This window comes from Pseudonocardia benzenivorans CB1190, from assembly GCF_000196675.2.
In the GTDB taxonomy this organism is placed as follows: domain Bacteria; phylum Actinomycetota; class Actinomycetes; order Mycobacteriales; family Pseudonocardiaceae; genus Pseudonocardia; species Pseudonocardia benzenivorans.
Genome location: NC_015312.1, coordinates 3482327 through 3494482 on the forward strand (window position 1 = coordinate 3482327; position 12156 = coordinate 3494482).

Sequence of the window (12156 nt, forward strand, 5' to 3'; positions counted from 1 at the left end):
GACGCGCCGGTTGTCCGGCATCCGTCACGCCGGGTGCCGTTGCCGGACGAGATCGTGGAGCTCCGTTGCCGTCTCGCCCCCGATGAGCAGCGCCGCCACCGCCTCGGGGGCCTCGTGCATCGCGTCGTGGCCGGTCGGAAGGTCGTGCACCTGCCACCCCGGATCGGCCCCGAGCCGGGCGCGGAGCTCGGCGAACGGCGTCGGGTCCTCCCATCCCGCGCAGTAGACGAACTCGCGACGGGGCACCTGGGTGTGCGCGCCCGTGAGCCGGACCCGCTGCAGGAACGAGCCGAGCGGATGGGGACGGCGGCGGGGGTCGCCGCCGCCCGGCGGACGCACGGTGTAGCCGGTGCCGCCGGCGCCGTCGGCGAACAGCTCCCGGAAGTGGTCGTTGGTCGACGACCAGCACGACTCGCCGTCGTGCGGGACGTAGGCGTCGAGGTGCACAAGACGTGCGATTCGCCCGCCCGCACGGTCGGCGGCCGCGGCGATCACCATGCCGGCGTAGCTGTGGCCGACGAGCGTCGCGTCGGTCATGTCGTGACGATCGAGGTGCCGCACCACGTCGTCGGCGTGCGTGTCGAGGTTGGCGGCCGCGACCGTGGGGCCGTCGTCGTCGGGCCGCAGACCGGTCAGGGTCAGTGCGTGGACGGTGTGGCCCGCGCGCTCCAGCAGCGGGACCACCGCCTCGTACGACCACGAGCCCTTCCAGGCGCCGGGCACGAGCACGAACGTCGCCATGCGTGTCTCCTGTGTCGTGACGGCATCGGGACGGCTGCCGCGATGCCACGCCGTGCAGCGAGGCCGCTGCGCGACCGCGGGCTGCACCGCACGGACGCAGTCTCGGCCGACGACGGGGTGGCGGCCCACCGCTACATTGCCAACCGATGCCTGTTCGCCGCCAACCCCGGTCGACCGCTGCGACGTCGCACGTGTGGCCGTCGGGTGGCCGGCATCTCTGGCCGTCCGGCGGTGCGAGCACGGTGGCATCCCACGCACGGGGGCATCTGGTCTACGCCGCCGTCGGCGTCCTCGCGGTGCACACGGAGCGCGGCACGTCGATCGTGCCCGCCAACCGGATCGCCTGGACCCCGGCCGGATCCGCCCACCGGCACCGCGCCCACGGCGACACCGACATGCGGATCCTCTTCCTCTCCCCCGCCTTGGCCCGGCTCGTGCCGGACCGGCCCGCCGTCTTCGCCGCCTCCGGTCTCGCCCGCGAGGTCGTGCTCGCCCTGACCGGTCCGCACGAGGCCGGCGCCGCCGGCGCCGCCGGCGCCGGTGCTGCCCTCGACGGCACCGCGCCCGGTGGACGCAGCCGCGCCGCGCGCGCCCGCCTCCTCCGGGTCCTCGTCGACGAGCTGAGTGACTCGCACGAGCAGCCCTTGCACCTCCCGGAGCCGCACGACGACCGGCTCCGCGCCGTCGCCCGGATACTGCACGCGACGCCGTCGGACGACGCCACGCTGGCCGAGCTGGGGAGGGCGGTCGGGGCGGGCGGTCGCACCCTCAGCAGGCTGTTCCGCTCCGAGCTGGGAATGACCTTCTACGAATGGCGCACGCAGCTGCGTGTCCACCACGCCCTGGTGCTGCTCGCCGAGGGCCACGACATCAACCACATCGCCCACGCCTGCGGCTGGTCGAACCCCAGCAGCTTCATCGCCGCGTTCACGGGCGTCGTCGGAACCACCCCCGGCCGCTACCGGACGGGCCACCGGGGCGGCTGACGGCGCCCGTCAGGAACGGTCGAGCCCGGTGCGGCCCGGGGCGCGGTCGGCCTCGGCTGCCTTGTCGAGCTTGTCGACGAGCGCGCCGCCCTCCTCGGCCCGGTCCCGCCGGCCGGCGGCGCGGGGGGTCACGCCGGTGACACCGCGACAGGCACGCGTGCCCAGCCCTTGAGGGTGTTGTTCGGCGTCGGAACCGGGTCCCCTGCGGGCTCGAGCGTGCGCACCCGCCGCGCCAGCGCCTCGATCACCAGCTCGGCCTCCAGCCGGGCCACCAGTTGCCCCACGCATCGGTGCACGCCCATACCGAACGCGACGTGGCCTGCCGCGTGCCGGGCGATGTCGAAGCTGTCCGAGTCCGGGCCCCAGCGCCGCGGATCGCGGTTGGCGGCGCCGAGGAACAGCAGGACCTTCGTCTCTTCGGGGATCGTCGTCCCGGCGAACTCGGTGGGCCGCACCGTGGTCCGGAAGAACGTCTGCACCGGCGACTCCCAGCGCAGCGCCTCGTCGAAGACGAACTTGGCGCGCGCCGGGTCGTCGTGCAGGAGCCGCCACTGCTCGCGGTGCCTGCTCAACGCGTAGAGCGTGTTGCCGAGCCCGTGGACGGTGGTGTCGAGCCCGGCGGTCAGCAGCGATCGGACCAACAGCGGCGCCTGGTCGTGGCTGATCTCACCGCGGTCGGCGGCCTCCCAGATCCGCGCACCGAGCCCACCGGGTGCGAGATTCTCCCGCCGGCACTGCTCGAGCACCCACGCCTGCACCGGTGCCGCCGACTCCAGGGCCGCGCGGCGCAGCTCGTTGTCCGGGCCGAACGCGTTGAACGCGAGACCGCCGTAGGGCAGCAGGTTCTCCCGCCCGTCCGGGCCCAACCCGACCGCGTCGGGAAAGACCTGCAGCGGGTAGACGGACGCGAGGTCGGTGACGGCGTCGAAGGTGCCTCGCTCCACCAGCTGCTCGACGAGCTGCTCGGCCGGCGCACGGAAGGATTCGCGCAACGCGCGGACCGAGCGGGGCGACAGCACACCGTTCATGGCCTTGCGCACGACCGTGTGGTCCGGTGGGTCGGCCTCCAGCAGCAGGCTCGGCGGCCGCCAGGGCTTCTCGCGCGCGAAGTCGCTCATCCCGGCGCCGCGGCCGGAGACGAACGACGCCCAGTCCCGTAGCGCGGCGTCGACCTCGGCGAACCGGCCCGACGCGTAGATCCCGTAGCGGGACAGGCGGACCACGCCCCCGGCGTCGCGGAGCCGGCGGTGGAAGTCGTAGGGATCGAGGAGGACGTCGAGGTCGAACGGGTCGTCGTCGAGGACGGGGACGTCCGCCGTGGGCAGATCGGCGATGGGCATGGTCGCCTCCAGTGGGCATCGTGCGGTCTCCGGCGGCCGTGCGGACCGCCCCTTCCATCTGCCGGAAAGTCGAGCGGTCGATGAACATGTTCCGCCCTCCTTCGTCGGCCCGCTGGTCGTCGGCGGTCCGGTGGCGCTGCACCGGAGCCCCGGGACCGTGCTCAGCGTGGTCGGGTGTCCTGACCTGACTCCCGGTGCTCAGGCGCCGACGTAGGCCGCCAGGTGCTCGCCGGTGAGGGTCGACCGGGCGGCGACGAGATCGGCCGGGGTGCCCTCGAAGACGACCCGGCCGCCGTCGTGGCCCGCACCGGGACCGAGGTCGATGATCCAGTCGGCGTGCGCCATGACGGCCTGGTGGTGCTCGATGACGATCACCGACTTGCCGTCGTCGACGAGCCGGTCGAGCAGCCCGAGCAGCTGCTCGACGTCGGCGAGGTGCAGGCCGGTCGTCGGCTCGTCGAGGACGTAGACGCCGCCCTTCTCCCCCATGTGCGTCGCCAGCTTGAGGCGCTGCCGCTCACCGCCGGACAGGGTCGTGAGCGGCTGCCCGATCCGCAGGTAGCCCAGGCCCACATCGGCGAGCCGCGCGAGGATCCGGTGCGCGGCCGGAACCTTCCCGTCGCCCGCGGCGAAGAACTCGACCGCCTCGGCCACCGACATCGCGAGCACCTCGCTGATGTCCTTGCCGGCCAGGTGGTACTCGAGCACGGCGGCGTCGAAGCGCTTGCCCTCGCAGACCTCACAGGTCGTCGCGACGCCGGCCATCATCGCCAGGTCGGTGTAGATGACGCCGTTGCCGTTGCAGTTCGGGCAGGCACCTTCGGAGTTGGCGCTGAACAGCGCGGGCTTCACCCCGTTGGCCTTGGCGAACGCCTTGCGGATCGGCTCCAGCAGGCCCGTGTAGGTGGCCGGGTTGCTGCGCCGCGAGCCGCGGATGGCGCCCTGGTCGATCGCGACGACACCCTCGCGACCGACGACCGAGCCATGGATCAGCGAGCTCTTGCCCGAGCCCGCCACACCCGTCACGACGACGAGCACGCCCGTCGGGATGTCGACGTCGACACCCTGCAGGTTGTGCGTGGTGGCGCCCCGGACCTCGATGGCGCCCGTCGACGACCGCACCGACGGTTTGAGCGTCGCACGGTCGTCGAGGTGGCGTCCGGTGAGCGTGCCGCTGGCCCGCAGCTCCTCGACGCTGCCCTCGAACACCACCTCGCCACCGGCACTCCCCGCGAGCGGCCCGAGGTCGACGACGTGGTCGGCGATCGCGATCGCCTCCGGCTTGTGCTCGACGACCAGCACCGTGTTGCCCTTGTCGCGCAGCTGGAGCAGTAGGTCGTTCATGCGCGCGATGTCGTGCGGGTGCAGGCCGATCGTGGGCTCGTCGAAGACGTAGGTGACGTCGGTCAGCGACGAGCCGAGATGCCGGATCATCTTGGTGCGCTGGGCCTCGCCGCCGGAGAGGGTGCCCGACGGGCGCTCCAGCGACAGGTATCCGAGCCCGATGTCGACGAAGGAGTCCAGGGTGTGGCGCAGCGTCGTCAGCAGCGGGGCGACCGACGGCTCGTCGAGGTCGCGGACCCACTCGGCGAGGTCGCTGATCTGCATCCGGCAGGCGTCGGCGATCGAGATGCCCTTGATCTTCGAGGAGCGGGCGGCCTCGGAAAGGCGGGACCCGTCGCACTCCGGGCAGGTCGTGAACGTGGCGACGCGCTCGACGAAGGCACGGATGTGCGGCTGCAGCGCGTCGATGTCCTTGGACAAATAGGACTTCTGGATCGACGGGACGAGCCCCGAGTAGGTGAGGTTGATGCCGTCGACCTTGATCTTGGTGGGCTCCTTGTAGAGCAGGTCGGCGAGCTCGCGCTTGGTGAACTTCGCGACCGGCTTGTCGGCGTCGAAGAACCCGCAGCCGCGGAAGATGCGGCCGTACCAGCCCTCCATGCTGTAGCCGGGGATCATGACCGCGCCCTCGTTGAGCGACTTGGTCTCGTCGTAGAGCGCGGTGAGGTCGATGTCGTTGATCGACCCGCGGCCCTCGCAGCGCGGGCACATGCCGCCGGTGATGCTGAACTCCCGGCGCTCCTTGACCGTGCGACCCGCCTTCTCGATCGTGACGGCACCCGCGCCGCTGATCGAGGCCACGTTGAACGAGAACGCCTGCGGTGAGCCGATGTGCGGGGCGCCGAGGCGGCTGAACAGGATGCGCAGCAAGGCGTTGGCATCGGTGGCCGTGCCGACGGTGGAGCGCGGGTCGGTGCCCATCCGCTGCTGGTCGACGATGATCGCCGTGGTGAGCCCGTCCAGGACGTCGACGTCGGGGCGCGCGAGCGTCGGCATGAACCCCTGCACGAACGCACTGTAGGTCTCGTTGATCATCCGCTGGGACTCGGCGGCGATCGTGTGGAAGACCAGCGAGCTCTTCCCGGAGCCCGAGACGCCCGTGAACACCGTCAGCCGGCGCTTGGGGAGCTCGACGCTGACGTTCTTGAGGTTGTTGACCCGCGCTCCGTGGACCCGGATGAGGTCGTGACTGTCGGCGGCGTGCTGCGAGGGCGTCGTCGTGCCCGGTCGCGTGGCGGTGCTCATCGTGTCTCCCTCGGGTGTGACGGGGCGCGGCCGTGCGGCGCGACCCCCGTCGGCGAGGGGCCGGCGGGGTCGCGCGGTGGTCGGACGCGAGCCGCGGGGATCAGCGCAGCTCCTGGATCCGGACCATGTTGCCCGCGGGATCGCGGAACGCGCAGTCGCGCACGCCGTAGGGCTGCTCGGTGGGCTCCTGGACGACCTCGGCGTCGGTCGCCTGCACCTTCTCGAACGTGCTGTCGAGGTCCTTGGTGGCCAGCAGCACGCTCCCGAAGGTGCCCTTGGCCATCATCTCCTCGATCGTGCGCTTCTCGTCGTCGGTCAGCCCGGGGTTGGCCTGCGGCGGGTACAGCACGATCGATGTCGACTGGCCGACCGGCCCGACGGTGATCCAGCGCATGCCGTCGTACCCGACGTCGAGGCGCACCTCGAACCCGAGTGCGTCGCGGTAGAAGGCCAGCGCGGCCTCGGGGTCGTCGTGCGGGAGGAAGCTGGAGTGAATGGTGATGTCCATGCCGGTCACGCTAGGGGCGCGCCCGCAGCCGGCGCTTCTCGATTCCTGACCGGTCTGGTGACCTGCTTGGAGACGCACGGGACCATTCCCGCCGTGGCATCGGCCTGGCTGCGCCGGTAGACGCTCGGCGGCATACCGACGAGCTCGGTGAACCGGGTGCTGAACGTGCCCAGCGACGCGCAGCCGACGGCGAAGCACACCTCCGTGACGCTCATGTCTCCGCGGCGCAGCAGCGCCATCGCGCGCTCGATCCGGCGGGTCATCAGGTAGGAGTACGGGGACTCGCCGTAGGCCGCGCGGAAGCCGCGGCTGAGGTGACCCGCCGACATGTGCACGCCGCGGGCCAGGGCCTCGACGTCGAGCGGCTGGGCGTACTCGCGGTCGATGCGGTCGCGGACGCGACGGAGCCGGACGAGGTCCTGCAGGTGCTGTGGCTCGGTGGGGCGGCTGCCGGTCACGGATGTGATCGTGCCACGCGAAGCCGACGATCCGCCCGTGCGAAGCGTCCGCGGCGCCGGGCGGTCAGCGGCCGCGGCCGGTGACCGCCTGCAGCTCGTCGATGCGCTTCGACGCCTCGGCCTTGCTCAGCGAGGCCAGGTCGTCGGTGCGCTCCCGGCCGGCCTGCTGCAGCAACGTCTCCAGGTACGACAGCTGCGGGCCGGTGATCGGCTCGTCGCCGGTGGCCCACTCGTCGGGGTCCTTCGCGGCCGGGCCGGCGGCGGTGGTCCCGGTGGTGGTCGTCCCGGTGGCGGTCTCGGTGCGGGTTCGGTCGCTCATCGTTCGAACATACCTTCGAACGTGCCGCGTCGCCCGCCGGCGTGGTGCCGACGGGCGACGGTCGCGAGGACCGGCCGGATCAGCCCGGCGTCGGCGGCTGGTCGACGAGCTGGGCGAGGTAGAGCTGCTCGCCCAGCTTGTCCATCAGCTCGAGGTTGGTCTCGATGTAGTCGATGTGGTGCTCCTCGTCGGCGAGGATCTCCTCGAAGATGTTCGCCGTCGTGATGTCGCCCTTGGACCGGCACAGCGCGATGCCCGGGCGGAGGCGTTCCACCACCTCGAGCTCGATCGCCAGGTCGGACTGCAGCTGCTCGCGGACGGTCTGGCCGACCCGCAGCTGGAAGAGCCGCTGGTAGTTCGGCAGACCCTCCAGGAACAGGATCCGGTCGGTGATCTTCTCGGCGTGCCGCATCTCGTCGATCGACTCGGCGCGCGTGTACGACGCGAGCTTCGTGAGACCCCAGTTCTGCTGCATCTTCGCGTGCAGGAAGTACTGGTTGATGGCCGTGAGCTCGCTCGTGAGCTGCTCGTTGAGCAGGGAAATGATCTCTGGGTCGCCTCGCATGGGGGTGAGGCTAGTGGTTCACGCGATCACACGAAGCGTGCAGGACCGGCTACCCAGAACATAGGCTGACCTTGTATTTCGGTCACCTTTCCGAACTTCGCCGGGTTCTCCGACCGTTGCTAGGCCGTCATCGGCAGACCGGCGATGTGCGACGGGCACCTCGTGGCGGCCAGGAAGACGTCGACCGTGTCGACGCACCCGCCGCAGCCGGTGCCGGCACCGCAGGCGTCGCCGACCTCGTCGACGGTGCGCGCACCGCTGTCGATGCACGTCCGCAGCTCCGTCTCGGTGACGGCTGCGCAGATACACACATACATGAAGGTGATCCTTTGCGACGGTCAGGCAAGCCTATGTTCGCATTCGGATCGCCGTCACACAAGGCTCTTAGCCTGACGCTCGTGCCGCTGGAGGAGTACCGCCGCAAGCGCGACCGGTCGCGCACCCCGGAGCCCGTGCCCGACACCGATCCGGCGGCCGACGGGTCCGACCACGACGGCGGCCGGTTCGTCGTGCAGGAGCACCACGCGAGCGCGCTGCACTGGGACGTCCGGCTGGAGCGCGACGGCGTGCTGGTCTCGTGGGCGGTGCCGAAGGGCCTGCCGGTCGACACGGAGACGGTCCGGCTCGCCGTGCGCACCGAGGACCATCCGATGGAGTACCTCGACTTCTCCGGCGAGATCCCGGCGGGCGAGTACGGCGCCGGCACGATGACGATCTGGGACGCCGGGACCTACCGGACCGAGAAGTGGTCGGCGCGGGAGGTGGCCGTCGTCCTGCAGGGCCAGCGCGCCCGCGGCCGGTTCGTGTTCGTGCGCAGCGACCGCGAGCGTCGCGACGGCTGGATCCTGCGGCGCTCGGATCCCGGCACCGCGCGCGACCCGCTGCCGCGCGACACGCTGCCGATGCTCGCCACCCCCGGTCCGCTCCCCCTCGGCGACGGCTGGTGGCTGCAGGTCGGGTTCGGCGGCGAACGCGTCGTCGTGCGGGTCGACGGCGGCCGCGCGCGGTTCACCGACGCCGACGGGGCCGAGCTGGAGGTGCCGGCGCTGCGGGCGTTCGGGCCGACGGTCGGGGCCACCCCGCTGCTGCTCGACGCGGAGCTCGTCGGCAACCCACGTCGCGACGCCGTGCTCTGGATCGGCGACCTGCTGCACCTCGACGGGCGCGACACCCTCGACGTCCCGTTCGCCGACCGGCTGGCGCTGCTGGAGGGCCTCGAGCTCGTCGGCCCCGCGTGGCGCCCGGCCCCGGCCTACCGCGACGCCGGGCAGGCGGTCGTCGACGCCGCCGCCGAGCAGGGCCTGCCGTTCGTCGTCGCGAAGCGCGGTGACTCCCCCTACCGGCCCGGCAGGCGCAGCGACGACTGGATCGAGGTGGCGACGACGGCGCCCGCACCCGCCGCCCGCCGGGACCGCCCCGCGACGGCCGCGCGGCCGGGGCGGCGCGACGGTGTCGGCCGCGCGCGGCTGACCAACCCCGACAAGGTGCTCTACCCGCTCACCGGGACGACCAAGGCGCAGGTCCTCGGCCACTACCTGGCCGTCGCCGAGGTGATGCTGCCGCACCTGCGCGACCGGCCCGTCACGATGGTGCGCTGGCCCGACGGCGTCGAGAAGCCGTCGTTCTTCGAGAAGGACGTCTCCCGGCACGCGCCGGGCTGGATCCGGACCGCGCGCGTCGGCACGCCGGGCGGGCGGTCGGAGTCCGCCGACTTCCCGCTGCTCGACGACGCCGAGGGCCTGGCGTGGGCGGCGAACCTCGCGGCGCTGGAGCTGCACGTCCCGCAGTGGCGCGTCGGTCCGCGCGGCGGCCGCGGCCTGCCCGACCTCGTCGTGTTCGACCTCGACCCGGGCGAGGGGGCGAACGTCGTCGACTGCTGCCGCGTCGCCGAGCGCATCGCCGACCTGCTCGCCGCCGACGGGCTCAGCGCCCACCCGCGCACCAGCGGCAGCAAGGGCCTGCAGCTGTACGTGCCCGTCACCGTCTCGCGGGCCGAGCGGACCGCCGAGTACGCCCGCGACATCGCTGCGACGGTGGCCGGGGAGTCGCCCCGCACGGTCACGGACGTGATGGCGAAGGCGCGCCGCCGCGGCAAGGTCTTCGTCGACTGGAGCCAGAACAACCCCGCGAAGACGACGATCGCGAGCTACTCACTGCGCGGCCGGCCCCGCCCCACCGTCGCGACGCCGGTGACCTGGGACGAGGTCCGGGCCTGCCGCACCGTCGACGACCTGGTGTTCACCCTCGACGACCTGCCCGGGCGCATCGCCGAGCACGGTGACCTGATGGCGCCGCTGCTGTTCACCGAACGGCCACGCCTTCCTCGTCGCGGCTGATCGGTCCGAGCTGGCAGGCTGACGTCGTGACGCGTCACCCCTACTTCGACGGGCCGTTCCCCCGCGCGTACGCCCACCGCGGCTGGCACCTGGGCGACCTGACGGGCTGCGAGAACACGCTGGCGGCGTTCCACCGTGCCGTCGACGAGGGGTTCGGCTATCTCGAGATGGACGTGCACGCCAGCGCCGACGGCGTCGTCATGGTCCACCACGACCGCTCCCTGGACCGCACGACCGACGGGGCGGGGCTGCTCGCGGAGCTGCCGGCCGCCGAGATCGCCCGCGCCCGCGTCGGGGGCCGGGAGCCGGTGCCGCGACTGGACCGGGTCCTCGCCGAGCTCCCGCCGACGACCCGGGTCACGATCGAGATCAAGTCCGCGGCCGCGGTGCTGCCCACGCTCGACGTCCTCGACCGGGCCGACGCGTGGCACCGGGTCTGCCTCGGCTCGTTCGACGAGCGCTGGCTGCGCCGGGCCAGGATCGCCGCCGGCGACAAGCTGCTGACGTCGATGGCGCAGCTGTCGGCGTTCGGGTTGCGCGGCCGGGCCTGGCTGGGCGCGCTGCCCGACCCGTTGTCGCTGCTCGCCAGAATGCCGGTGCTGCCGCCGGTCGTCGGCGGGCTCGCGCAGCTGCCCCGCCGGTTCGGCGCGCTCACCGTCGTCGACGCCGCGCTGCTCGCGATCGCCCACGCCGCCGATCGCGAGGTGCACGTGTGGACGGTCGACGACGCCGACGAGATGGGCGAGCTGCTGGACATGGGCGTCGACGGACTGCTGTCCGACCGTCCCGACGTGCTGCGCGACGTCCTGCAGGACCGCGGCGTGTGGGCGGCCTGAAACCGGACCTCACGGGCGGTCGCGCCGCTACGCTGCGCGCGTGAGCACCGCCGCCCCGCTGGAACCGCCCGCGCCGGTCCGGGTGCCCCGTCGCCGGGTGCTGGCGTGGGGGCTGTGGGACTCCGGGTCCGCGGCGTTCAACGCGGTGATCCTCACCTTCGTCTTCTCCGTCTACCTGACCGACTCCGTCGGCAAGGACCTGCCGGGATCGATCAGCGCGAACAGCTGGCTGGGCTGGTCGTTGGGGATCTCCGGGCTGTTCATCGCCCTGCTCGCCCCCGTCATCGGACAGCGTGCCGACGGCGGCCGGCGCAAGGTGTCGGTGGGTATCTGGACGGCGGTGACGGTCGCGTCCATGGCGGCCATGTTCGCCGTCCGCGACGACTACCACTACCTGTGGCTCGGCCTGGTCCTGCTGTCGATCGGCTCGGTGTGCTTCGAGCTCGCGTCGGTGTCCTACAACGCGCTGCTGCGCCAGGTCTCCACCCCGGCGACCATCGGACGGGTCTCCGGGTTCGGCTGGTCGATGGGCTACTTCGGCGGGATCGTGCTCCTGCTGCTGGTCTACGTCGGGCTGATCGCGGGCGAGGGCGGCGCGCTCGGCGTCGGCACCGGGGGCGGGCTCAACATCCGGGTCGTCGCGCTCGTCTCGGCCGCGTGGTTCGCGCTGTTCGCGATCCCGCTGTTCCTCACCGTCCCCGAGCCGCCGGCGCGGGCGCGCGAGGTGCGGCTCGGTGTCGTGGCCTCGTACAGGCGGCTGTTCCTGGACCTGCGCGACCTGTACCGGCACGCGCCGCACACCGTCTACTTCCTCGGTGCCAGCGCGTTGTTCCGCGACGGGCTCGCCGCGATCTTCACCTTCGGCGCGGTCCTGGCGGTGACGGTCTACGGCATCGACCCGGGCGACGTGCTGATCTTCGGCGTCGCGGCGAACATCGTGTCGGCGATCGGTGCCCTGACCGCGGGCTGGATCGACGACCGGGTCGGCCCGAAGGCCGTCGTCATCGGGTCGCTCATCGGGCTGCTGGTCTTCGGGACGACACTCGGCCTGGTCTCGGGTCCGACGATGTTCTGGATCTTCGGGCTCGCGCTGTGCCTGTTCGTCGGACCGGCGCAGGCGTCGGCCCGGACCTACATGGCGCTGCTGGCCCCGCCCGGTCGCGAGGCCCAGCTCTTCGGCCTCTACGCGACGACGGGTCGCGCGGTCTCGTTCCTCGCGCCGACGCTGGTCGGCGCGTTCACGTTCTGGTTCGGTTCCGACCGCGCGGGCATCGTCGGCATCCTCGTCGTGCTGCTCGCGGGCCTGCTCGCGATGTGGAAGGTGCACCCGCCCGAGCGGACCGGAGCCCAGCGCCCGGAGCCCGAGACGGCCGACGCGTAACGCGACTTTTCGGCTGTGTGAACAAGTGACAGAACGGCGGTGAGTCAAGTCACAAGTAGCTGACGCGTCACAACCACGTGTGTCAGAGGCCTGGATG

Annotated in this window: 13 protein-coding genes; 4 read left to right on the plus strand and 9 right to left on the minus strand. The window is 72.2% G+C overall.

Translation table 11 applies throughout. The features are described 5' to 3' along the window. Nucleotides 1-24: 24 nt before the first annotated feature. The gene (locus PSED_RS16420; RefSeq protein WP_013675373.1) at nt 25-741 is read right to left on the minus strand and encodes an alpha/beta fold hydrolase; all 717 of its coding nucleotides are present in this window, start codon (nt 739-741) and stop codon (nt 25-27) included. 242 nt (nt 742-983) lie between these two features. Between PSED_RS16420 and PSED_RS16425 the strand changes: the two genes are divergently transcribed. After that, nucleotides 984-1727, plus strand: coding sequence for an AraC family transcriptional regulator (locus tag PSED_RS16425; RefSeq protein WP_013675374.1), 744 nt, complete (start codon nt 984-986; stop codon nt 1725-1727). 9 nt (nt 1728-1736) lie between these two features. On the opposite strand, the gene PSED_RS35320 is transcribed toward PSED_RS16425, so the two are convergent. The 8 genes from PSED_RS35320 to PSED_RS16460 form a co-directional block, all read right to left on the minus strand. Next, nucleotides 1737-1859 carry a hypothetical protein gene (locus tag PSED_RS35320; protein WP_013675375.1) on the minus strand — a complete coding sequence of 41 codons (123 nt, stop codon included), beginning with the start codon at nt 1857-1859 and terminating at the stop codon, nt 1737-1739. Then, on the minus strand, nt 1856-3067 hold the full coding sequence (locus tag PSED_RS16430) for a cytochrome P450 (protein ID WP_013675376.1): 1212 nt from the start codon (nt 3065-3067) through the stop codon (nt 1856-1858). Before PSED_RS16430 ends, PSED_RS35320 begins: the two co-directional genes overlap by 4 nt. Nucleotides 3068-3265: 198 nt before the next feature. Further along, complete coding sequence (locus tag PSED_RS16435; protein WP_013675377.1) at nt 3266-5656, minus strand: ATP-binding cassette domain-containing protein; 2391 nt, start codon at nt 5654-5656, stop codon at nt 3266-3268. 100 nt (nt 5657-5756) lie between these two features. After that, complete coding sequence (locus PSED_RS16440; protein ID WP_041761422.1) at nt 5757-6164, minus strand: VOC family protein; 408 nt, start codon at nt 6162-6164, stop codon at nt 5757-5759. A 5-nt stretch (nt 6165-6169) separates the two neighbouring features. Further along, the gene (locus tag PSED_RS16445; RefSeq protein WP_013675379.1) at nt 6170-6622 is read right to left on the minus strand and encodes a helix-turn-helix transcriptional regulator; all 453 of its coding nucleotides are present in this window, start codon (nt 6620-6622) and stop codon (nt 6170-6172) included. Between the two features lie 64 nt (nt 6623-6686). Further along, entirely contained in the window at nt 6687-6941 is a 255-nt protein-coding gene (locus tag PSED_RS35325) for a DUF3072 domain-containing protein (protein ID WP_013675380.1), read from the minus strand. Nucleotides 6942-7020: 79 nt separating this feature from the next. Next, the gene (bfr, locus tag PSED_RS16455) at nt 7021-7506 is read right to left on the minus strand and encodes a bacterioferritin (protein ID WP_013675381.1); all 486 of its coding nucleotides are present in this window, start codon (nt 7504-7506) and stop codon (nt 7021-7023) included. 119 nt (nt 7507-7625) lie between these two features. Next, the gene (locus PSED_RS16460) at nt 7626-7823 is read right to left on the minus strand and encodes a (2Fe-2S)-binding protein (protein ID WP_013675382.1); all 198 of its coding nucleotides are present in this window, start codon (nt 7821-7823) and stop codon (nt 7626-7628) included. A gap of 81 nt (nt 7824-7904) precedes the next feature. Between PSED_RS16460 and ligD the strand changes: the two genes are divergently transcribed. The 3 genes from ligD to PSED_RS16480 are packed head-to-tail and all read left to right on the plus strand — an operon-like array spanning nt 7905 to nt 12059. Then, a complete protein-coding gene (gene ligD, locus PSED_RS35515; RefSeq protein ID WP_202946379.1) occupies nt 7905-9842 on the plus strand; it encodes a non-homologous end-joining DNA ligase in 1938 nt (645 codons plus the stop codon). Nucleotides 9843-9868: 26 nt separating this feature from the next. Continuing rightward, nucleotides 9869-10678, plus strand: a complete 810-nt coding sequence (locus PSED_RS16475; RefSeq protein ID WP_013675384.1) for a glycerophosphodiester phosphodiesterase family protein — start codon at nt 9869-9871, stop codon at nt 10676-10678. 40 nt (nt 10679-10718) lie between these two features. Next, nucleotides 10719-12059, plus strand: coding sequence for an MFS transporter (locus tag PSED_RS16480; RefSeq protein ID WP_013675385.1), 1341 nt, complete (start codon nt 10719-10721; stop codon nt 12057-12059). Nucleotides 12060-12156 lie beyond the last annotated feature (97 nt).

Bases quoted from the DNA above. Each gene is read 5' to 3' on its own strand.
- bfr (WP_013675381.1), bottom strand. From the start codon at position 7,506: ATGCGAGGCGACCCAGAGATCATTTCCCTGCTCAACGAGCAGCTCACG.
- PSED_RS16440 (WP_041761422.1), bottom strand. From the start codon at position 6,164: ATGGACATCACCATTCACTCCAGCTTCCTCCCGCACGACGACCCCGAG.
- PSED_RS16430 (WP_013675376.1), bottom strand. From the start codon at position 3,067: ATGCCCATCGCCGATCTGCCCACGGCGGACGTCCCCGTCCTCGACGAC.
- PSED_RS16420 (WP_013675373.1), bottom strand. From the start codon at position 741: ATGGCGACGTTCGTGCTCGTGCCCGGCGCCTGGAAGGGCTCGTGGTCG.
- PSED_RS16460 (WP_013675382.1), bottom strand. From the start codon at position 7,823: ATGTATGTGTGTATCTGCGCAGCCGTCACCGAGACGGAGCTGCGGACG.
- PSED_RS35325 (WP_013675380.1), bottom strand. From the start codon at position 6,941: ATGAGCGACCGAACCCGCACCGAGACCGCCACCGGGACGACCACCACC.
- PSED_RS16435 (WP_013675377.1), bottom strand. From the start codon at position 5,656: ATGAGCACCGCCACGCGACCGGGCACGACGACGCCCTCGCAGCACGCC.